Raw genomic sequence first — 20,954 nt, 5'->3', positions numbered from 1 at the left:
CTGCAGCACGTTACGGCGTGTGTCGCACGGCGTTGCCGGTGCCCGCGGGCCGGGCGTACCGTTCGAGGCGTTCCACCGACCCACGAGGAGACCCCCATGACCGCCAGCTGGAAGTTCGAGACCCTGCAGATCCACGCGGGCGCTCACCCCGATCCGGTCACGAACGCGCGCGCCACCCCGGTGTACCGCACGACCGCGTACACGTTCAACGACGCGCAGCACGCCAAGAACCTCTTCGCGCTCGCCGAATTCGGCAACATCTACACGCGCATCCAGAACCCCACGCAAGACGTGGTCGAGCAGCGTATCGCCGCGCTCGAGGGCGGCACGGCGGCCCTGCTGCTGTCGTCGGGTCAGGCCGCGACGACCTACGCCGTGCTGAACATCGCGCAAGCGGGCGATCACATCGTGTCGTCGTCGTCGATCTACGGCGGCACCTACAACCTCTTCACCTACACGCTCGCGAAGCTCGGCATCGAGGTAACGTTCGTCGAGAACCAAGACGACCCGGCCGCGTGGGCCGCCGCGATCCGCCCGAACACGAAGCTGCTGTTCGGCGAGACGATCGGCAACCCCAAGGTCAACATTCTCGACATCGCCGCGGTCGCCGAGGTCGCGCACGCGCACGGCCTGCCGCTCATCGTCGACAACACGATCGCGACGCCGTTCCTCGTGCGCCCGCTCGAGCACGGCGCCGACATCGTCGTGCACTCGGCCACGAAGTTTCTCGGCGGCCACGGCACGGTGCTCGGCGGCGTCATCGTCGACGGCGGAAAGTTCGCCTGGTCGAAGAACACCTCGACGTTCCCGGGACTCACCGAGCCCGACCCCTCGTACCACGGGGCGAGCTACACCGGGGTGCTCGGCGACGGCATCGCCTACATCATCAAGGCGCGCGTGCAGTTGCTGCGCGACATCGGCGCCGCGATCTCGCCTGACAACGCCTGGCAGCTGATCCAGGGCATCGAGACCCTGAGCCTGCGCATCGAGCGGCACGTGCAGAACGCCGAGGCCGTGGCGCAGTGGCTCGAGTCGCACCCCGACGTCGCGAGCGTCAGCTACTCGGGCCTGCCGTCGAGCCCTTGGTTCGCGGCCGGCCAGAAGTACGCGCCGAAGGGCGTGGGCGCGGTGCTCTCGTTCGAGCTGAAGGGCGGCGTGGATGCGGGTCGCGCGCTCGTCGACTCGGTCGAGCTCTTCAGCCACGTCGCCAACATCGGCGACGTGCGCAGCCTTATCATCCACCCGGCCTCGACGACCCACTCGCAGCTCACGCCCGAGCAGCAGCTGACGAGCGGCGTCACGCCCGGACTCGTGCGGCTCTCGGTAGGGCTCGAGAACATCGACGACATCATCGCCGACCTCGAGGCGGGCTTCGCGGCCGCGCGCGCGGTCGTCGCGGCCAACGCGGCGGTCTGATCGCGCGCATCCCGTCGATCGCGCGCCGTGCCCCCGCCGACATACGGCGGGGGCACGGCCGCGTCTGCGACAGAATGGGCACCAGCATGGACTGGCAGACGAGCGAAGACACGGTGCCCTCGGCGTTCATCACCGAGGCCAACCGGCGCTCGATGCTGGGCACCCCGCCCACGACGGGCGCGTGGCGCGAGGGCGATGACCCGGGTGACCGCGTGTTCCAGTCGCTCGGGGCTCTGGAGCTCGAGTCGGGCTCGCGGCTGCCGCACGTGCGCCTGGCCTACGAGACCTGGGGCACCCTGTCGCCCGCGCGCGACAACGCCGTGCTCGTCATGCACGCGCTCACGGGCGACAGCCACGTCGTGGGGCGCCCGGGTGCCGGCCACCCCACGGCGGGGTGGTGGGGCGGCATCGTCGGCCCCGGGCTCGCGATCGACACCGACCGCTGGTTCGTGATCGCGGCCAACATGCTCGGGGGCTGCCAGGGCTCGACGGGGCCCTCGTCGTTCTCGCCCGACGGCGCCGAGTGGGGCTCGCGATTCCCGTACCTGACGATCCGCGACCAGGTCGCGGCGCAGGTCATGCTCGCCGACGCGCTCGGCATCGAGCGCTTCGCCGCGATCGTCGGCGGATCGATGGGGGGCATGCACGCGCTCGAGTGGGCGGTGCAGCATCCCGAGCGGGTCGAACGGCTCGCCGTGCTCGCCGCCCCGGCCGTCTCGAGTGCCGATCAGATCGCGCTCAACTCGGTGCAGCTCGAGGCGATCCGCATGGATCCGCTGTTCCGCGACGGCGACTACTACGACGAGCCCGAAGGCCCGTACCGCGGCCTCGCGCTCGCCCGGCGCATGGCGCTGCTCAACTACCGATCGCCGAGCGAGCTCAACGACCGCTTCGAGCGCTCGTGGCAGGGCGTGCTCGACCCGCTCGGTCACGGTGGGCGCTTCGCCGTCGAGAGCTACCTCGACTTTCACGGCAACAAGTTCACCCGGCGGTTCGACGCGGGCAGCTACATCACGCTCGTCGAGGCCATGAACTCGCACGACATTGCCCGCGGTCGCGGCACGCTCGCCGAGGCGCTGAGCGTCGTCACCGCGCGCACGCTCGTGCTCGGCATCGACAGCGACCGACTGTTCCCCGTCGAGCAGCAGCAGGTGCTCGCCGCGAACCTTCCCTCGACCGTGCATGGCGACGAGGCGATCGTCATCTCCTCGCCCTTCGGGCACGACGCGTTCCTCATCGAAGACGACCTCGTCGGGCCCCCGATCGCGGCGCTGCTCGCCGACTAGGCGATCATGCCCCGCCGCCGCGCCCTCCTCGCCCCGTGCGTGGCCGCCGTGCTCGTCGTCGCATCGGCGGTGCTGAGCGGATGCTCGCCCGCAGACCCCGCCGACCCCGGTTCGATCGCCCTGCCCGGGCCGGTCACGGCCGCCGATGTCGCCGTCACCGCCGAGGTGTACCGCTCGCGCATCGATCCGTCGCGCGGCGGCATGCAGCTCTCGGTGCGCAACGACGGCCCCGTGCCGCTCACGATCGTCGGCACGCGCCTCGAGTCGCCCGCACTGCAACAGCCGATCGTGCGCGAGCGCACGACCGTCATCGGCCCGGGACTGACCCGCGACCTCGCCCTCACCCTCACCCCCGCAGCGTGCCCCGCCGGCGATCCGGATCCGCCTCAGGCGGTGCTCGTCGTGCAGCTCATCGACGGCAGCACCGCCGAGGTCGCGGTGCCGACCGTCGACCGCATCGGGCAGTGGGCCGAGTGGGTGGCGGCCGAGTGCTTCGCCGCCGCCGTGGCCGAGCGGGTGCAGCTCACGGTGCGCCACGACCCGGCGCGCGACGACGGGGCGCTCATCGGGCTGCTGCTCGACATCGCGCCGCGGTCCGGCGCCGGCGAGGCCGGGGTCGAGCTCGTCAGCCTCAGCGACACCGTGCTGTTCGGGCTCGTGCAGTCGAGCGACGGCCGTCGGGTGACGCGCGCGCCTCTGCCGACGGGCACGGGCGACGGCGCCGCGGCGGTCAGCATCCCGATTCTGCTCACCCCGGCGCGATGCGACGCTCACGCGCTCGCCGACGACAAGCAGGGCACGCTGTTCCGCATCGACGTCGTGCTCGATGGCGTGCCCGGAACCGTGACGATCGCGGCCGACTCGGCCACGCGCGCCGGGCTCTACGACGCGTTCCGACGCGCGTGCGAGCTGTAGGGCCTGTACCCCGTTCGGGTGCCAGACTGAGGCCCATGGAGCTGATCGAGAAGGAGCGCCGACGGCTGCTCCAGTCGGCGGCTCGCGCGTTCGGGCTCAGCGGGGTCATCATCGCGGCCGTGTGCCTGGCGCTGCCCGGCGTCGTCGACCCCGACGTGCTGCCCTCGGTGCTCATCCTGCTCGCGGGCCAGGCAGGGTCGCTCATCATGGTCGGCCGCAGCGACCACATCGGCTGGGTCGCCCTCACGATCGTGCTCGGCTGCGGCGCCCTCGCGCTCGCGCAGCTGCCGTGGGGGCAGTCGACGTCGCTCGCGCTCTCGACCTCGCTCGCGCCGCTCGGCGCCGCTGGGCTCGGCGCGGTCGGCATGGTGCTGAGCGAGAACCCCGGGCGATGGCTGCTCTGGGCCGGCGGCACACTCGTCAGCAGCCTGCTCGTCGCGACGGCTGGCCCCACGAGCACCTTCTTCTCGACCTCGGCGATCGCGACCCTCGCCGGCTGGGTCATCACGCTCATCATCGGCCTCTGGGTGACCGTGGGCGTGCAGCGGGCCGTGCGCCGCATCGAGAACATCGGCCGAGCACACCACCTCGAGCGGCAGGCGAGCGAGACCGAGGCGCAACGGCGCCAGAGCGCTCGGCTGCTGCACGACACCGTGCTCGCCACGCTCACCCTGCTCGCGCACTCGGGCGTGGGCGTCACGGCCGCGGCCCTGCGCGAGCAGGCCGGCGAAGACGCTCGGCTGCTGCGCCAGTTGCGGCTCGGGTCGACGCCCATGCCCCAGTTCTCGGGGGTCTACAGTCTCGAGCCCGTCGCCGAGACCCCGCTCGGCACCACCCTCGAGTCGGTCAAGCAGCGGTTCTTGCGCATGGGGCTCTCGGTGCGCTGGCACGGCAGCGGGCAGGTGCTGCTGCCCAGCGAGGTGCTCGACGCGTTCTTGCTCGCGCTCGCCGAATGCCTCGAGAACGTGCGGCGGCACGCCGGCGTCGATGAGGCCGACGTGACCATCACCCAGGGCGACGACGTGCTGCGGGCGGTCGTGACCGATGCCGGCGTGGGCTTCGACCCGAGCGAGGTCGCCGCCGAGCGGCTCGGGTTCACCGAGTCGGTCGTCGCGCGCCTGCACGACGTGGGCGGCAACGCGCGCGTGTTCTCGACGCCCGGGGCCGGAACGACCGTGATCCTCGAGGTGCCGCGATGAGCCGGGGGTACACACCGCCCGACGAGACGACGCTCGGCGGGCTCGTGCGGCCCGCGGGCGCGCGATCGTCGACGCGGCGCGGCACCCCCACCTCGACGCACGCCTCGGCCCTCGGCTCGGGCTTTCTCGGCCTGGGCGTGGCGATCATCGCGGCCCTGCAGTCGATGCTGGGCATCGCCCTGTTCCTGCTGCGCATCGACGAGTACCCCTCGGTCATCCCCGTCGCCGGGGCGTGGCTGCTGCTCATGGTCACCTTCCTCGGTCTGACCATCACGATCTCGGCGAGCGGCGAGCGCCTGCCCGACTGGCTCTACGCCGTGTTCCTGGCGGCGCTGGCCGCGGTCGTGTGGCTCGACTTCGTGGCGATCGCCCCGCTGGGCGACATCGGGCGCAACGCGACCGCATCCATCTCGGCGGGCTTCGTGCTGCTCGTGATCGTCACGCTGCGATCCCGATGGGAGGTGCTGCTCGCGACCGGTGCGCTCGGCGTGGCCTTCATCGTCTCGATCGTGCTCACGACGCCGCTCACGCCCGTCACGATCCCCTCGCAGCTCGTCACGGTGGCGCTCGCGGTCGGCCCCGGCATCACAGGCGTGCTGCTGGTCAGCGGCTTCGAACGGATGCTCAAGCGCGAGCTCGACCGCGTGCTCGTGCAATCGACCGTCACCGCGCCGCGCCTCGCCGTCGGCATGCTCGCGAGCGAAGAGCTCGCGCGGCTCGACCTCGACGCCGAAGAGCTTCTCGAGGCCGTCGCGACGGGCGAAGCGCCGCTGCCCCTGCCGGCGGTGTACTCGTCGCGGGCATCCACGCTCGCCACCGAGCTGCGCCTGCACCTCATCGAGGGACGACGCGAGACGTGGCTGTTCCACGCCATCACCGAGTCCGAGCACCTCGGTCGCCGCGTGACCGTGAGCGACCCCGCGACCCTCGCCGGCCTGCTCGACGACGTGCAGCGCGACTCGCTGCTCGCGGCGCTGTGGTTGCTCGCCGCCGACCCCGCGGGAGCCTCGCCGACCCGCACCGTCACGGTCGAGCTCGGCCCGCTCGACCCGCAGCGCTCGCCCGCGGGCGGCCGCCTCGTGATCCCCGTGCGCATCGAGGTGACCGGCCTGAAACGCAATCGTGTCGACCCCGGTGTGTGGGAGGCCCTCGACCGGGTCGGGCGCTACAGTGACAGCACGGCGAGCGGCACGGTCGTGATCGAGCTCGACTGCACGGTCGACAACCCGGTCGACGCCGCCCGCCCGCACTGAGCACGACCCGCACCGAACACGATCCACCCGAGACCTCAGGAGGCACCGCGATGGCGCAGTCCACGCCCATTCGACTGGCCCTCGTCGACGACCACCGCATGCTGCTCGGTGCGCTCACCGAGTGGATCCGCCAGGCGGCCGACGACATCGAGATGGTCGCCGCCGTCGCCTCATGGCCCGACCTGCTCTCGCACCCCGCCTTCCCCGTCGACGTCGTGCTGCTCGACCTCGACCTCAAAGACAACATCCCCGTCTCGCTCAAGATCCAGACCCTCAAGTCGATGAACGTGCGCGTCGTGCTCATGAGCACCTACAGCGAACCCAACGTCGTGCGCGAGGCGCTCAACGCGGGCGCCCTCGGCTACCTCGTCAAGAGCGAAGACGCCGGCATGATCGTCGAGGCCATCCGCGCCGCGCGGGCGGGCGAATCGTTCATCTCGGCCGAGCTCGACCTGGCGCTCAACGCCGCCGACATCGGCGGCTCGCCGCGATTGAGCGCGCAAGAGCGTCGCGTCATGGCGCTCTACGGCGCGGGCGAGCCCGTCAAGACCGTCGCCTACCAGCTCGGCATCTCAGAAGAGACGGCCAAGAGCTACCTCAAGCGCATCCGCGAGAAGTACCGCATTGCGGGCATCGACGTGGGCACGAAGGTCGCGTTGCGCAAGCAGGCCATCTCCGATGGCATCCTCGTGGATGCTCCGGGCGGCGGCGGCGGCCTCTAGGCCCGCACTGCCGCGGTCGCGGCGTTAGGCGGTGAGCCGCGCCCGGCGCTCGAGCGCCACACTCACGATCGCGAGCACGACGCCGCCGAGCGCGAGCAGCAGCCCGACCCACGCCGGCGTCAGGTAGCCCCAGCCGGCCGCGACGACGAGCCCGCCGAGGAACGCGCCGAGGGCGTTGCCGACATTGAGGGCCGAGTGGTTGAGGGCCGCGGCGAGCGTCTGCGAGTCGCCCGCGACATCCATCAACCGCGTCTGGATGACGGGCGACATGATCGAGGCCGTGAAGCCGACGAGAAAGGTTCCGGCGATGAGCCCGAGGGGCGTCGTCCCCGCCAGACCGAGCAGGGCGAGCGAGCCGATGAGCCCGGCGAAGCCCTGGAACATCGCGCGCGACGTGCCCGCGTCGGCCAGTCGCCCGCCGATGATGTTGCCGATCGTGAGGCCGATGCCCGTGCTCGCGAGCACCCAGGGCACGGCGCCGCCCGGCATGCCCGCCGAGTCGGTGACCATGGGCGCGATGTAGCTGTAGACGGCGAAGAAGCCGCCGAAGCCGATGGCGCCGACCGCGACCGCGACCCAGACCTGCAGGCTGCCGAAGGCCGCGAGCTCGCGACGCACCGTCGAGTTGGCGTCGCCGGGCTGCCAGGGCACGAGGATGCGCACGGCGATGAAGGTGGCGGCGAACAGGGCGGCCACGACGAGGTAGGCGGCGCGCCAGCCCGCAGCCTGGCCGACGGCCGTGATGAGGGGAACGCCGATGACGGTCGACACGGTGAGACCGCTCAGCACGAGGGCGACGCCCTGCCCGCGTTTGCCCGGGCCCATGAGGCTCGCCGCGACGAGCGCCGCGATGCCGAAGTAGGCGCCGTGCGGCAGCCCGGCCAGAAAACGCGCGGCGATGACGAGCTCGAAGGTCGGCAGGGTCGCCGAGACGACAGTGCCGAGCGTGAAGGCCGCGGCGAGCCACAGCAGCAGGCGGCGGCGCGGCACGCGGCCCGCGAACGCCGCGATCGTCGGCGCGCCGACGACGACGCCGAGGGCGTAGGCCGTGATCACCCAGCCCGACTGGCCGATCGCTTCTTCGGTATTGGCGGCGTAGAGGCCGGGCAGCAGATCGCGCGCGATCTCGGGCAGCAGCCCCATGGCGACGAACTCGGTCGAGCCGATGCCGAAGCCGCCGAGCGCCAGCGCAAGCAGGGCCGCGTAGACCCGCGCCCGGCTGAGCGGCGGCCGGTCGGCACCGCCGTGCGCGCGGCGGTGCGCCTCGTCGTGCTCGCGCTGCGCCCGCGCGTACTCGGCCGCGGTCGCCTCGTCGATGATGGGCACGCTGGCGGTCGAGACGCTCACGGCAACTCCTGGGCGGCAGAGGGGGTGGGGCCGCGCGTACTTGCGGGCGGGTTCGCCCACACTCTATCGAATCGATTCGAGGCGGGGGAGCGGACGCTTCAGCGTGAGAAGAACGGTGTCACGGCAGAGCCGCTTGTCCGGAGAGTTCTGCGGCCAGCTTCGCCTTTGCGCGATGATGGCGGCTCCGAACCGTCGCTGAACTCATTGTTAACAGGCGACTCGTCTCCTCCAGAGTGAAACCCTCCCAGTACACGAGTCGGACGATCTCTCGGTCGAGCTCCGAAAGACGCGCAATCGCTGACCGAACGTCCAGCAGAGAACCCGGGTCAGACGACGTGTTCACGTTCGTCAGTTCTTCCCCGAGCTTGGCGACCACGTCTGCTCGACGCCTGCGTGATCGCCAGTGACCGGAAAGAACCTTACGTGCGACACCGAATGACCACAACCGAGCTTCGTGAGGGTCGAGAGGGATGTCGCGTGAACGCCGCCAGATGACGACCAAAGTGTCGCTCAACAGGTCGGCCGCGTCGGCGGGCTGCTCGACTCGCCGAGCAAAGTAAGCGAGAAGATCTGCGGACTCTCGGCGTACGAGTTGGTCCACGTCAGCGACGCGGCTGCCGTTCACCACAGACCCTCGCGACACGTGATGGTGAACGCGGTCAGGTACTTGTCGTCGTCGTTCAGCGACGGGACAAGAGTCTTGCTGAGTTCACGAAGGACGACATTGACTTCTGCAATCTCTGCGTCGTGAGCCGTGTCGGAGCGCGCCGAAGTCGAAAGAGGAGCGACACCTGCATCCCTCAGCGCTCGCTCGGAAGCCTCGGCGAGCGGCGCCTCCCAAGCACCTGACTCGATGGCTCCCGTGATGACTCGTAGCTCATCGCTCTCAAGCCCGACGTAATCCGGAAAGAGCAAACACCGTTCTCCCATGTCCTGACCGCTCTGGGGAACGAATCGCGCCCCGACGGCAGGTCGCTGCTCATCAGGCGCAAGCCCAAAGAATGGCGGCCTCGACAGCGCAAAGTTCTCCAGCGTGGTTCCTGCCGTGATTGCAGTGAGCCCGCCAGCAAGCGCTATCGAGGGAATCATCCAGGCAAGTCGCCGTCGTCGCATACGCGTGCCTGCGGCACGGCTACGTGCTTCGACCTCGACTGCGCCGAGTCGTTCAGTCCGCACTATGGACGCTGCCGGATCAGACTGCCTCAACAGCGTCGCTACGTCGTCGTCGTGCATGATCGACCTCTCTCTGGTTGGTTGCCCCTACCTGAGACATGGCCAGAGAACGAGCTTTCGTTGCAATCGTCCCTCACGGCGGGGCGGGGCCGCCCTCAGGAAGAGTCACGTAGGTCAAGCCGCTCGGTGATCGCCATCGAAGGACTCCGCCACCGTGCTGCGACACCTGCCACTCGCTGCGATGCTTCAGCTGATGGTGCGCCGGGCACAGGTGCGCGAGGTTGTCGATCGAGGTCGTGCCGCCGAACCGCCAGTCGACCGTATGGTCGAGATCGCTTCGGGCGGCTGAGCGACCGCAACCCGGGAAGCGGCACGTGCGGTCACGAATGCGCAAGGCCGTCGCGAGGTCAGCGGGCACTGAGTACCGATCGCGCCCGACCGACAGCACGGCCCCCGACTCGGGATGCCGCAGCAAGCGCGTGAACGAGGGTGCGCCTGCGGCCAGTTCACGAGCAGTCTCGTCGTCGATCGGGCCGTAGCCCTCGAGTTCGGCAGGAGGAACGAACGCCGAGGCAGAGAGTGTGGGCGTCTCACCCGACTTCGCGACGCCGAGCAGCCGCTCGACCGGCACCGTCACGTGCACGCTTGCGCGCACCCCGGTACCGCACCCGGTCGCATCGACAACGCCGTCGATGAGCAGATCGCAGAGTACGTCCGCGCGCAATTGCGTGAGAGTGCGCAGTTCGTCGTCGCCCTGCGCGCCGCGCTTGATGCCTAGCGCCACGCTCGTCACTCGCTCGTAGATCGCGCTGGCCCGCTCTGCCGGCAGAAACGCGCTGAGCCACGCCATACCGTCATGCGCTGGTTCGAGAAGCACCTGACGATCAGTGCGACACTTCTCGACGCGCTGCTCGATGCTCTCGGGGTGGCACCGCTCGCGCTCGGCACGCACGCGCGGTCGCAATCGAGCGGCGGTGAGTCGCTCGGCCGCGGGCAGCACGGTCTGCTCGAAGTGGGGACGCGCCTCGTCAGGCAACGAGTGCGCCTCGTCGATGATCACCTGGGCGTGGCGGTAGCTGATCGACCCCTCGGCGAGCGCGCGGTGAGTTGCCCCCAGGTGCGTCACGAGCATGTCGCTCTCGTCGATCAACCGCTCGGCCGTGCGCTCAGGCAGACGCAGAGCGCACGCTACCTCGCACACGAGCACTCGGTGCGCGAGCTGACGTCGCGCCGAGGGCGAGTCGTCACGGTTCAGCTCTGCAGACTCGGACACCGCAGAGAGCTCTGCCAGCTGGCGGGCGCGATCGATGACCCCGGCCCGAATGGACTGCGCCGACGCGATGACCCGGTCGAGCGTCGCCGCCGCCTGCAGCAGGTCGACCAGCGAGTCTGCGAACTGCGTCGAGGGCCGCTGCGCATCAGCCAGTGCGACCTCGGGTGCGTTCATGAGGCAATCACACCATCGACTACCGACATTTCTCAGCCGTTGGTGGGCACCTCGAGCGCGGCCTCGAGCCGCTGCACTTTGCCGTCGAGCTCGCCGACATGGCCCGGGCGGTAGTCGGCCTTGAGCACGAGCGAGACGCGCGGTCCGAACTCGGCCACGGCAATGGTCGCGCGCTTCACGACATCCATGACCTCGTCCCACTCCCCCTCGATCTCGGTGAACATCGACGAGGTGCGGTTGGGCAGGCCCGACTCGCGCACGACGCGCACCGCCGCCGCGACGGCGTCGTGCACCGAGTCCGACGACGACCCGCCCGAGGGGGCCACCGAGAACGCGACGATCATGAGGATGCTCCTTCCTGAGCCGCGCCGACCGCGACCGGCTCGACGACCCGCGGCCTCCAGCACAGCACGGCGAGCTGCCAGACCGCCCAGACGAGCAGCGCGACGTAGAGCAGGTTTCGCGCCGAGAGTGCCACGAGCATGCGCGGATCGAGCGCGAGCAGCGAGCCGTACAGCACGGGGTAGACGACCTGCGTGAGTGCGGCGGTCGCGAGCGCGAGCACGGCGGGCACGGTGAACCGCACGCCGCCCCAGCGCTGCCAGGCGAGCCCGAGCACGATGGGCACGGCGATCCAGGTGGCGAACTGCGGCGAGCCGACCTTGTTGACCGTGATGAGGGCCATGACGAGCGCGAGGGCGAGCACGGGGAACAGTTCGACCTCGTCGACCCCGCGCCGCACGGCGATGACGCCGAGCGCCGTGATCACGAGCACCGCGAGGGCGAGGAGCGGCGTCATGACCGCGGCCGCCTGCGCGCTGCCCTCGCCGATGACCTGCCAGGTCAGGATGCCCTGGTCGTAGTAGACGCGCGACGCCCACTCCCCCGCCGCCGCGGCCCAGAGCCACACGGTCGAGATGGGCGACTCCACCTGCAGCCCGCGGCCCGCCTGCTCGGTGATGGGCGTCAGCAGCGCCGAGGCGCCGCCGAGCGCGATGCCCGCCGCGACGACGAGCATCGAGACCGCCACGGCCGCGGCGAGCACCGCTGCGCGGGCACGCAGGGCCACGAGCGCAGCGAGCAGCAGACCCGCGGGCCAGACCTTGATCCAGGCACCGACCGCGAGCAGCGCGCCGCCCCACTTCGGATGATCGGCGATGAGCATGACGGCGACGAGCGCCACGGGCACCGTGATGGCGTCGATGCGGCCGAGCGCGATCGGTCCGACGAGCACCAGGAAGAGCATCCACCACCAGGCGACCGCGGCGCGCCGCGCCCGCTCTTCGACACCGATGATCGAGACGAGCGCCGCAGCGTTGAGCACCATGACGATCGTAAGCCAGGTCGTGCCGTAGAGGTCGGGGCCGAAGGCGTAGGAGGCCAGCATGGGCACGAGCGCAAGCAGCGGGTAGACCCACGAGGTGTCGATGCCCACCCACTCGTTGCCGAGCACGCCGCGCTCGACCCAGAACAGGTAGACGTAGGTGACGTCGCCCATCGGCAGGCCGGGGCCGTAGAGGTTGAGAAACCCGAGCCAGAGGTGAACGGCGGCGAAGGCGATCCAGAGCGAGACAGCGCTGCCGGCGGCCGTCACAGTAAACCGGCGCGCGGTCGCGAGACGGGCGGCGGGCGCGGGCATGGTGTCGAGCGTAGTGCCGCTCGGCGCGAGCGCCCGTGTAACAATTCGTCGCCGATACACGCGCGAAACACGGCGCAACCGATAATGAAACTCCCTGCACGTTCTGCGGCACGACCTCGTGACGCTGCCCGCTTCGACATCTGGAGGCACCATGTTCCGCTCCCCCCGCCGCGCGCGCCGCGTCGCCGCCCTCACGGCCGGCCTCGCCGCTGCCGCGCTGACCCTCGCGGCCTGCACTCCCGCCGCCGAAGCCCCCGTCGAGGAGCCCGCCGAGGGCGAGCTCACGGGCCTCGTCACCGAAGGCAAGCTCACGATCGCCACCGGCGAGCCCGCCTACTTCCCGTACGTCATCGACGACGCGCCCGAGAGCGGCGAGGGCTTCGAGGCCGCGATCGCCTACGCGGTCGCCGAGGAGCTCGGGTTCGCGGCGGAGGACGTGGTCTGGGTGCGCACGAGCTTCGAGGCGGCGATCCAGCCCGGCCCGAAGGACTTCGACTTCAACCTGCAGCAGTACACGATCACCGACGAGCGCGCCGAGAACGTCGACTTCTCGTCGCCGTACTACGCCACCCCGCAGGCCGTCGTCACGGTCGAGGGCTCGCCCGCCGCTGAGGCCGGCAGCCTCGCCGACCTCTCGGGCCTGCTGATCGGCGCCGCGACCGGCACCACGAGCTTCACCGCGATCGAGGAGCAGATCACCCCGACCGCGGGCGCCCAGGCATTCAACACCAACGATGACGCCGTGCTCGCCCTGCAGAACGGCACCGTCGACGCGATCGTCGTCGACCTGCCGACCGCGTTCTTCCTCACGGGCGTCATCCTCGACGGCGGCGTGCTGCTCGGCCAGCTGCCCGCCGACGCCGGCATCAGCGACGAGTGGGGCCTCGTGCTCGCGAAAGACAGCCCGCTCACGGCCGCGGTGACCGCTGCGGTGGATGCCCTGCGCGACTCCGGCCGCCTCGCCGAGATCGCCGACGAGTGGCTGGGTGCCGACGCGGGCGCGCCTATCCTTCAGTAGTGCCCTTTTCGAACGACCCGCCCGGGCTGAGCCGCCCGGTCAGCGACGTCGAGATCGGGCGACGCGAGTACCGCCGCACGCAGAACACGCGGTCGGTGCTCGTGTCGCTCGTCTCGACGATCGTGTTCGCCGTCGTCATCTGGCTGACCGTTATCAATACGCCCGGCTGGGCACAGGTGCAGCGCAGCTTCTTCGACCTCGAGACGGCGATCCAGGCCTGGCCGCGCGTGATCGCGGGCCTGTGGGTCAACATTCAAGTGCTGTTCTTCGCGAGCATCGGCGTGCTCGTGCTCAGCGTGCTCATCGCGACGATCCGCACCCTGCGCGGGCCCATCTGGTTTCCGCTGCGGGCCCTCGCGACCGGCTACACCGACCTGTTCCGCGGTCTGCCGCTCATCATCGTGCTGTTCCTCATCGGCTTCGGGGTTCCGGGGCTCGAGCTGTTCCCGCGCAACTCGGCGCAGTTCTGGGGCACGATCGCGCTCATCCTCACCTACTCGGCGTATGTCAGCGAGGTGTTCCGCGCGGGCATCGAGGCGGTGCACCCCTCGCAGCGCCTCGCCGCGCGATCGCTCGGCCTCAGCCACGGCCACACCATGCGCATCGTCGTGCTGCCGCAGGCCGTGCGCAAGGTGACGCCCGCGCTCATGAACGACTTCGTGGCGATGCAGAAAGACGTGGGGCTCATCTCGGTGCTCGGCGTCGTCGACGCCGTGCGCGCCGCGCAGATCGAGACCGCGGCCGCCTTCAACTTCACGCCCTACGTGCTCGCCGGCCTGCTCTTCGTGCTGCTCGCCCTGCCGATGATCCGGCTCACCGACTGGTACACGGCCCGCCTGCGCGCGCGCGAGCAGATGGGAAGCCTCGTATGAGCGCGGTGCTGCGCCTTGAGAACGTGCACAAGAACTTCGGCTCCACCCCCGTGCTGCAGGGCGTCGATCTCGCGGTGGCCGAGCACGAGGTCGTCGCCCTCATCGGTGCGAGCGGGTCGGGCAAGTCGACCCTGCTGCGGTGCGTCAACCTGCTCGAGCAGATCGACGACGGCCGCATCTGGCTGCGCGACGACGACATCAGCGACCCGCGCGTGCCCGTCGACACGGTGCGCGCGCGCATCGGCGTCGTCTTTCAGCAGTTCAACCTGTTCCCGCACATCCGCGTGCTCGACAACGTCACGCTCGCCGCGCGCCGCGTGCTCAAGACGCCCCGTGCCGAGGCCGAGGCGACCGCGCTGGCCCTGCTCGAACGCGTCGGGCTCGCCGACAAGGCCCACGAGTTCCCCGACCGCCTCTCGGGCGGCCAGCAGCAGCGTGTCGCCATCGTGCGCGCGGTCGCGACGAGCCCCGAGCTGCTGCTGCTCGACGAGATCACCTCGGCCCTCGACCCGCAGCTCGTCACCGAGGTGCTCGACCTCGTGCGCGAGCTCAAGAACGAGGGCACGACGATCGTCATGGCCACCCACGAGATGGCTTTCGCGCGCGACATCGCCGACCGCGTCGTCTTTCTCGACGCCGGGCGCATCGCCGAGGAAGGCACGGCGGCGCAGATCTTCGGCGACCCGCAGCACGAGCGCACGCGCGCGTTCCTCTCGCGCTACCTCGACCGGCTCTAGCCAGCGTCGAGCGCCGGTCAGCGCGCGCGCAGCAGCGCCGCGATCGTTGCGGGCACCGCGGCGCACACGTCGAGCACCGTGACGGGTCCGCCCGCCGAGGCGCGCTGAGCGGCGAGCCCGTGCACGACGGCGGCCGCGGCGCCGAGCCGTGCGAGCAACGCCGGATCGGCGGGCCCGACGGCCGCGTGCGTCGCGACGAGGGCGCCGAGGATGCCAGCGAGAGCATCCCCCGCCCCGGCGGTCGCGAGCCAGGGGGTCGCCGAACGCGCGACGAGCGTCGGCCCGCCGCGAGCCACCACGTGGGTCGCGTGTCCCTTGAGCAGCACGGTGACGCCGAACCGCTCGGCGGCCGCGCGCGCGGCACCCGCGGGGTCGGCGAGCACGGCATCGAGGTCGGCACCCGACAGGCGCGCGAGCTCACGGGCGTGCGGCGTGATGATGGCGGGGCCGCGCGCCGAGCCGACGGCGTCAAGGGCTCCCGCGTCGATGACCAATGGATGCCCGCTCGCGAGCGCCGCCCTCATCCGCCCGGCACACTCGGCGTCGGGTCCCTCCTCGACCGCCGTCGCCCCCGCATCCATGCCCGACCCCAGCACCCAGGCCTGCACGCGCCCCTCGGCCGTGACCGCCTCGGGGCGCCGCTGCAGCACGAGGTCGGCGGCCCGCGCGGGGCCGAGGTACCGCACCATGCCCACGCCCGTGCGCAGCGCGGCCTCGACGCCGAGCACCGCGGCGCCCGGGTAGCGCGTCGAGCCCGTGACCATGCCGAGCACGCCGCGCGAGTACTTGTCGTCGTGCGGGCCAGGCACGCGCAGCAGCGCCGCCACCTCGGCGGTCGTGATGGTGCGGGGCTCGCTCACGCGGTCACCCTATCCCCGCCAAACCGTGGCCGCTCGGAATACGCGCGGCCGGCATGGGCTTGACTGACTGTGTGACCTCAGCGCTCTTCTCGCCCCTGTCCATCCGCTCGCTCACCCTGCGCAACCGGCTGTGGGTGTCGCCGCTCTGCCAGTACTCGGTGACGGCCGCTGACGGCGTGCCCACCGACTGGCACCTCGTGCACTTGGGCTCGTTCGCCGCGGGCGGCGCGGGGCTCGTCATGGCCGAGGCGACCGCCGTGAACCCCGAGGGGCGCATCAGCCCGCACGACACGGGCATCTGGAACGACGCGCAGGCCGAGGCCTGGTCGCGCGTGGTCGACTTCATCCACACGCAGGGAGCCGCGGCGGGCATCCAGCTCGCCCATGCCGGGCGCAAGGCCTCGGTCTTTCCCGAGTGGGGCGCCATGGCGAACGGCGCCTCCGGCCACGGCACCGTGCCGATCGAGCAGGGTGGCTGGCAGACCGTGTCGGCCTCGGCCATCGCCTTCGAGGGGTACGCCGAGCCCGGCGCGCTCGATGCTGCCGGCATTCAGGATGTCGTGGTCGCCTTCGCCGACTCCGCCCGCCGCAGCGTCGCCGCGGGCTTCGATCTCGTCGAGATCCATGCGGCGCACGGCTACCTGCTGCACCAGTTCCTCTCGCCGCTGTCGAACACGCGCGACGACGAGTGGGGCGGCAGCCTCGAGAACCGCGCGCGCCTGCTGCTCGACATCGTGCGCGCCGTGCGCGCGGTCGTCGACGTGCCCATTCTCGTGCGCTTCTCGGCGACCGACTGGGTCGACGACGACTGGCTCGAATCGCACGGACTCGCCGACTCGGGAGTCGCCGGCTGGAACGAGCACGACACCGCGACCGTTGCCGCGTGGGCGCAGGATGCCGGCGCCGACCTGTTCGACATTTCGACGGGCGGCCTCGTGCGCGCCCGCATCGAGGTGGGGCCCGGCTACCAGGTGCCGTTCGCCGAGACGGTGCGCCGCGAAGGAGACGTGCCCGTCAACGCCGTCGGCCTCATCACCGAGGCCGCGCAGGCCGAGGCGATCGTCGCCACCGGCCAGGCCGACGCCGTCATGATGGGCCGCGAGTTCATGCGCGACCCGCACGCCGCCCTGCGCTTCGCCCGCGAGCTCGGCGTCGAGGTCGACCGCGCCCCGGTCGGCACGCCGCCGCAGTACCTGCGCGCGTACCGCTGAGGCCTACCGCCCACCGCGCTGCGTCGCGTCCTGCACCTCGCCGACGAGCTCCTCGATGATGTCTTCGAGAAAGAGCACGCCGGTCGTGCGACCGTCAGCGTCGACCGAACGGGCGACGTGCGCACCTGAGCGGCGCATGACCGCGAGGGCGTCTTCGAGGTCGGCCGTGGCAAGGATCGACACGAGCCGACGAATCCGCTTCGGCGGCACGGGGTCGTCGAGCTCGTCGTCGGGCAGGTCGATGACGTCTTTGAGGTGCAGGTAGCCGGTGGGCTCGCCCGCGTCGTCGATCAGCACGTAGCGGCTGAACCCGCGCTGGGCGACCGCGCGTTCGACGTCGAGGGCACTCGCGTCGTCGGGCAGCGACGTGAGGGCATCCATCGGCAGGGCGATGTCGCTCACGACCTTCGTCGTGAACTCGAACGCCGCGGCGAGGGCGCCCGTCGTGTCGTCGAGCACGCCCTCGCGCGTCGACTGGCGCACGATCGTCTCGACCTGCTCGAGCGTGAAGGCGCTCTCGGCCTCGTTCTTCGGCTCGACACGGAACAGGCGCAGCACGCCGTTCGCGATCGCATTGAGGCTGCGGATGACCGGCGAGAAGATGCGCGAGACGAGCACGAGCGGCGGCGCGAGAATGAGCACCGCGCGCGTCGGCAGCGAGAACGACAGGTTCTTCGGCACCATCTCGCCGAACACCACGTGCAGGTAGGTCACGAGCAGCAGGGCGATCGTGAAGGCGATGCCGGCGATCCATTCCGCGCTGAGGCCCGTGAGCCCGAGCGGAATCTCGAAGAGGTGCTTGATGGCGGGCTCGGAGACGTTGAGGATCAGCAGCGAGCAGATCGTGATGCCGAGCTGGCTCGTGGCGAGCATGAGGGTGGCGTGCTCCATGGCCCACAGCGCCGTCTTCGCGGCGCGCGAGCCGGCCTCGGCCCGCGGCTCGATCTGCGAGCGCTTGGCGGCGATCACCGCGAACTCCGAGCCGACGAAGAAAGCGTTGCCGGCGAGCAGCACGAACAGCCAGGCGATGCCCCACCAGTCGGATTCGGTCATCGTGACTCACCCGCCTCGGTGCTCGTCGCAGCGGCGCGGACAGCCGTGGCCGGCAGGGTGATCTCGCCCGTGGCGAGCGGAGTGAAGCGCACGCGGTCGATGCGGCGGCCATCCAATCGTTCGATGCGGAAGGTGCCCGAGGCGATCTCGACCGTGTCGCCCACCTCGGGAAGGCGGCCGAGCTCCGCCATGAGGAAACCGCCGACGGTCTCCCACGGGCCGTCGTCGGGCACCGTGACGCCCGCGCGATCGGCCAGCTCGTCGGGGCGCAGGATTCCGGGGAAGGTCAGCCAGTTACGCGAGCGCACGACGTCGACGCGCGCGCGGTCGTGCTCGTCGCTCACCTCGCCCACGAGCTCTTCGACGAGGTCTTCGAGCGTCGCGACCCCGGCGGTTCCGCCGTACTCGTCGACGACGATCGCCATCTGGTAGCCGCGCCCGCGCAGCTCGGCGAGCAGCGTGTCGAGCATCATCGTCTCGGGCACGCGCAGCGCTTCGCTCTGCAGGGCCGAGGCGGGCACCTCGGCGCGGCGGTCGCGCGGTACGGCGACGGCCTGCTTCACGTGCACGATGCCAACGATGTCGTCGATCGACTCGTCGATCACGGGGAACCGCGAGTGGCCGGTCGTGCGGGCGAGCTCGATGACCGACTGCGCGCTGTCGCCGCGCTCGACCGCGGCTACACGCGGACGGGGGGTCATGACGTCTTGCGCGGTGTGCTGCGAGAAGGCGAGCGTGCGCGAGAGCAGCGTGGCGGTGTCGCGGTCGAGGCGGCCCTCGCTCGCCGAGCGGCGCACGAGGGAGGCCAGCTCTTCGGCCGTGCGGGCACCGCTCAGCTCCTCCTTAGGCTCGACGCCCATCGCGCGCAGAATGGCGTTCGCCGAGCCGTTGAGGAAGGCGATGGCCGGGCGGAACACGGTCGTGAACGCCCACTGGAAGGGCACGACGACCTTGGCCGTCTGGCGCGGCAGGCTCAGCGCGAAGTTCTTGGGCACGAGCTCGCCGACGATCATCGACAGCAGGGTCGCCAGCACGATCGCGATGATCGAGCCGACCACGGGCACGGCACCCTCGGGCAGCCCGATCGAACGCAGCGGGTCGGCGAGCATGCTCGAGATCGCGGGCTCCATGAGAAAACCGGTGAGCAGCGTCGTGAGGGTGATGCCCAGTTGCGCGCTCGAGAGGTGCGTCGACGTGATCTTGAGCGCCGCGATCGTGGGGCCGAGCTGCTTCTCACCGCGCGCCTGGCGCGCCTCGAGCTCAGAACGGTCGAGATTGACGAGCGCGAACTCGCTCGCGACGAAGAATCCAGTGCCGATGGTCAGCAGCAGGCCGGCGAGCACGCCGATCCACTCGGCGCTCACAGCGTGCCCCCGATCATCGGCGAGGGTCTATGGCTGGGTTCGTCAGGGGCGGGCGATTCGCCCGTACTAGGAGGCTCCATAACGCCACCACTATAGAGGGCTGAGGCTCGCTCGCGCCTGGGAGCTCACCACGACACCATCGCGACCAAAGCGAAACGGACAGCCTTCTCGTCAGTTCAGTGCACTCAATCGACGTCAGGCGTGCGAGTTGAAACGAGAGGCACTAGGTCAGAGTATCCAGAGCGATTGAGCCACCCCCTCAGGTACTCGGCGTGGCCGATATGCACTGGCTTCACGACGTAGGACTCAACGACTACGCGCGCTTCGCCATCCCTACCGAGGTTTGCTAGGAGCGTTGCAATATCGAGTGGCGTGGCCGGCGATCCCCACAACGCCGCGATACCGCCGGTCCTAAAGGCACTGACGATGGACTCCTGATCCGGAAAGGAGTCCAGCCACGGGAGGCCAAAGTCAGACAATGCGCCTCGCGCGACTTCCTCGGCGTCTGCTGCATCGAGATCCCACCACAGGTCCTTCCACTCCCCCGTGACTAATTGGCCGATAGTGGCGCGGACGGAGCAGTCATACTGATTAATCCACTCAGAGCGGGGCACGTGGCTGCGGTTCATTTCAGGCACATAGACGCCAAAGTCCAGTCGGAAAGTCCCGTAACGACGCTCGCGGAGTCCAGGGACCTCCGTCCAGGCTGGGGGTTCCCGAGGTGCCTGCCAAAAATGCACCACATGCACGAGGCCCGAGTCGAGAGGCCGATTGAATCCGTATCGCCTTTTCCTGAAACCGATGTCTCGAAGCGACTTCGCATTCGCGGCGACAATCTCGGCCATTCTTGCTGCCTCGGGTGTGACGGCTCCCATTGCATTAGCCAATCACGAGCCGTGCGCTCACCATGAAACCGGCAAAGCTGTTGTCGACTTAAGACACACCTGTTTCGCGCAGGACAGGCAGCACGGCGCGAAGATCGTTGCCGAGGGAGAAGGTGAGCTTCGGTCCGAACACGCAGAGCGACGGTTCCCAAGGGTGTCCGAACGTTCCGTTCTCCAGGTCGATAGTCGTGTGGATGTAGTAGTCGCCGTCTGGCAGCACCGATGGCACCAACGGATATCCGTCCGCTCCGACTGCTGCCGGTGCCTCTTGCCCTGGACGGACCCGGAAGGCTTCGTGCTGCCAATCGAGGACTAGCACCTCGATGTCGGAACCGAAGTCGGAAATGAACGCTCGGCGCGCTGAGGCTTCGACCTCCGCAGCCACCGCATCCGAGATTCCTCGAATGTCGAAAGTCACCGAGGGGGTTGGATCGCGTATCGCCTGGAGCGGTCGACCCCCTGTCGGTGTGAACTCGAACTGTTTGTCGAACGCACCCCAGACCGAGCTGTATTCAGGCTCTTCAAGTCGAGTCCAAGCTCCGATCATGCGACGACACT

21 protein-coding genes are annotated in these 20,954 nt (G+C 70.1%); 10 read left to right on the top strand and 11 right to left on the bottom strand.

Annotated features, from left to right (window positions below; all coding sequences use genetic code 11):
• The 6 genes from ACK4HH_RS04975 (at nt 1) to ACK4HH_RS04950 (ending at nt 6,791) form a co-directional block, all read left to right on the top strand.
• Entirely contained in the window at nt 1–1,416 is a 1,416-nt protein-coding gene (locus tag ACK4HH_RS04975) for a bifunctional o-acetylhomoserine/o-acetylserine sulfhydrylase (protein WP_409648935.1), read from the top strand.
• A gap of 86 nt (nt 1,417–1,502) precedes the next feature.
• The gene (locus ACK4HH_RS04970) at nt 1,503–2,702 is read left to right on the top strand and encodes a homoserine O-acetyltransferase (protein ID WP_409648901.1); all 1,200 of its coding nucleotides are present in this window, start codon (nt 1,503–1,505) and stop codon (nt 2,700–2,702) included.
• Nucleotides 2,703–2,708: 6 nt separating this feature from the next.
• The gene (locus ACK4HH_RS04965; protein ID WP_409648898.1) at nt 2,709–3,617 is read left to right on the top strand and encodes a hypothetical protein; all 909 of its coding nucleotides are present in this window, start codon (nt 2,709–2,711) and stop codon (nt 3,615–3,617) included.
• A gap of 35 nt (nt 3,618–3,652) precedes the next feature.
• Entirely contained in the window at nt 3,653–4,816 is a 1,164-nt protein-coding gene (locus tag ACK4HH_RS04960; protein WP_409648895.1) for a sensor histidine kinase, read from the top strand.
• Entirely contained in the window at nt 4,813–6,069 is a 1,257-nt protein-coding gene (locus ACK4HH_RS04955) for a hypothetical protein (RefSeq protein WP_409648892.1), read from the top strand. Before ACK4HH_RS04960 ends, ACK4HH_RS04955 begins: the two co-directional genes overlap by 4 nt.
• 50 nt (nt 6,070–6,119) lie before the next feature.
• On the top strand, nt 6,120–6,791 hold the full coding sequence (locus tag ACK4HH_RS04950) for a response regulator (RefSeq protein WP_255159833.1): 672 nt from the start codon (nt 6,120–6,122) through the stop codon (nt 6,789–6,791).
• Nucleotides 6,792–6,815: 24 nt separating this feature from the next.
• On the opposite strand, the gene ACK4HH_RS04945 is transcribed toward ACK4HH_RS04950, so the two are convergent.
• The 6 genes from ACK4HH_RS04945 to ACK4HH_RS04920 all read right to left on the bottom strand — a co-directional run bounded on the left by ACK4HH_RS04945 (nt 6,816) and on the right by ACK4HH_RS04920 (nt 12,397).
• Complete coding sequence (locus ACK4HH_RS04945; RefSeq protein WP_409648932.1) at nt 6,816–7,988, bottom strand: MFS transporter; 1,173 nt, start codon at nt 7,986–7,988, stop codon at nt 6,816–6,818.
• 268 nt (nt 7,989–8,256) lie between these two features.
• Entirely contained in the window at nt 8,257–8,739 is a 483-nt protein-coding gene (locus tag ACK4HH_RS04940; RefSeq protein ID WP_409648929.1) for an RNA polymerase sigma factor, read from the bottom strand.
• Nucleotides 8,740–8,759: 20 nt separating this feature from the next.
• Nucleotides 8,760–9,371, bottom strand: coding sequence for a hypothetical protein (locus tag ACK4HH_RS04935; RefSeq protein WP_409648889.1), 612 nt, complete (start codon nt 9,369–9,371; stop codon nt 8,760–8,762).
• A gap of 73 nt (nt 9,372–9,444) precedes the next feature.
• Nucleotides 9,445–10,758, bottom strand: coding sequence for a DUF222 domain-containing protein (locus ACK4HH_RS04930; RefSeq protein WP_409648887.1), 1,314 nt, complete (start codon nt 10,756–10,758; stop codon nt 9,445–9,447).
• Nucleotides 10,759–10,790: 32 nt separating this feature from the next.
• The gene (locus ACK4HH_RS04925) at nt 10,791–11,102 is read right to left on the bottom strand and encodes an MTH1187 family thiamine-binding protein (RefSeq protein ID WP_409648883.1); all 312 of its coding nucleotides are present in this window, start codon (nt 11,100–11,102) and stop codon (nt 10,791–10,793) included.
• The gene (locus ACK4HH_RS04920; protein ID WP_409648880.1) at nt 11,099–12,397 is read right to left on the bottom strand and encodes a hypothetical protein; all 1,299 of its coding nucleotides are present in this window, start codon (nt 12,395–12,397) and stop codon (nt 11,099–11,101) included. Before ACK4HH_RS04920 ends, ACK4HH_RS04925 begins: the two co-directional genes overlap by 4 nt.
• A 151-nt stretch (nt 12,398–12,548) precedes the next feature.
• Here ACK4HH_RS04920 and ACK4HH_RS04915 point away from each other — a divergent pair, with 151 nt between their 5' ends.
• The 3 genes from ACK4HH_RS04915 to ACK4HH_RS04905 are packed head-to-tail and all read left to right on the top strand — an operon-like array spanning nt 12,549 to nt 15,024.
• Nucleotides 12,549–13,415 (top strand): transporter substrate-binding domain-containing protein, encoded by an 867-nt coding sequence (locus tag ACK4HH_RS04915; RefSeq protein WP_409648877.1) that lies wholly within the window; start codon nt 12,549–12,551, stop codon nt 13,413–13,415.
• The gene (locus ACK4HH_RS04910) at nt 13,415–14,287 is read left to right on the top strand and encodes an amino acid ABC transporter permease (protein WP_409648874.1); all 873 of its coding nucleotides are present in this window, start codon (nt 13,415–13,417) and stop codon (nt 14,285–14,287) included. The genes ACK4HH_RS04915 and ACK4HH_RS04910 overlap by 1 nt, the downstream gene beginning before the upstream one ends.
• Nucleotides 14,284–15,024 (top strand): amino acid ABC transporter ATP-binding protein, encoded by a 741-nt coding sequence (locus tag ACK4HH_RS04905; protein WP_409648871.1) that lies wholly within the window; start codon nt 14,284–14,286, stop codon nt 15,022–15,024. The genes ACK4HH_RS04910 and ACK4HH_RS04905 overlap by 4 nt, the downstream gene beginning before the upstream one ends.
• 17 nt (nt 15,025–15,041) lie before the next feature.
• On the opposite strand, the gene ACK4HH_RS04900 is transcribed toward ACK4HH_RS04905, so the two are convergent.
• Complete coding sequence (locus ACK4HH_RS04900; RefSeq protein WP_409648868.1) at nt 15,042–15,884, bottom strand: NAD(P)H-hydrate dehydratase; 843 nt, start codon at nt 15,882–15,884, stop codon at nt 15,042–15,044.
• Nucleotides 15,885–15,937: 53 nt separating this feature from the next.
• Between ACK4HH_RS04900 and ACK4HH_RS04895 the strand changes: the two genes are divergently transcribed.
• On the top strand, nt 15,938–17,095 hold the full coding sequence (locus tag ACK4HH_RS04895) for an NADH:flavin oxidoreductase/NADH oxidase (protein ID WP_409648865.1): 1,158 nt from the start codon (nt 15,938–15,940) through the stop codon (nt 17,093–17,095).
• Nucleotides 17,096–17,098: 3 nt separating this feature from the next.
• On the opposite strand, the gene ACK4HH_RS04890 is transcribed toward ACK4HH_RS04895, so the two are convergent.
• The 4 genes from ACK4HH_RS04890 to ACK4HH_RS04875 form a co-directional block, all read right to left on the bottom strand.
• Nucleotides 17,099–18,148 (bottom strand): hemolysin family protein, encoded by a 1,050-nt coding sequence (locus ACK4HH_RS04890; RefSeq protein WP_409648862.1) that lies wholly within the window; start codon nt 18,146–18,148, stop codon nt 17,099–17,101.
• Nucleotides 18,145–19,512, bottom strand: a complete 1,368-nt coding sequence (locus ACK4HH_RS04885) for a hemolysin family protein (protein WP_409648858.1) — start codon at nt 19,510–19,512, stop codon at nt 18,145–18,147. The genes ACK4HH_RS04890 and ACK4HH_RS04885 overlap by 4 nt, the downstream gene beginning before the upstream one ends.
• Nucleotides 19,513–19,697: 185 nt before the next feature.
• Nucleotides 19,698–20,357, bottom strand: a complete 660-nt coding sequence (locus ACK4HH_RS04880) for a DUF4304 domain-containing protein (protein ID WP_409648855.1) — start codon at nt 20,355–20,357, stop codon at nt 19,698–19,700.
• 88 nt (nt 20,358–20,445) lie between these two features.
• Complete coding sequence (locus ACK4HH_RS04875) at nt 20,446–20,943, bottom strand: DUF2716 domain-containing protein (protein WP_409648852.1); 498 nt, start codon at nt 20,941–20,943, stop codon at nt 20,446–20,448.
• Nucleotides 20,944–20,954: the final 11 nt, after the last annotated feature.

It is taken from the genome of Microcella sp. (assembly GCF_046296455.1).
In the GTDB taxonomy this organism is placed as follows: domain Bacteria; phylum Actinomycetota; class Actinomycetes; order Actinomycetales; family Microbacteriaceae; genus Microcella.
Note: the sequence above shows the minus strand (reverse complement) of the source record. Positions and strands in the feature narration are given on the sequence as shown.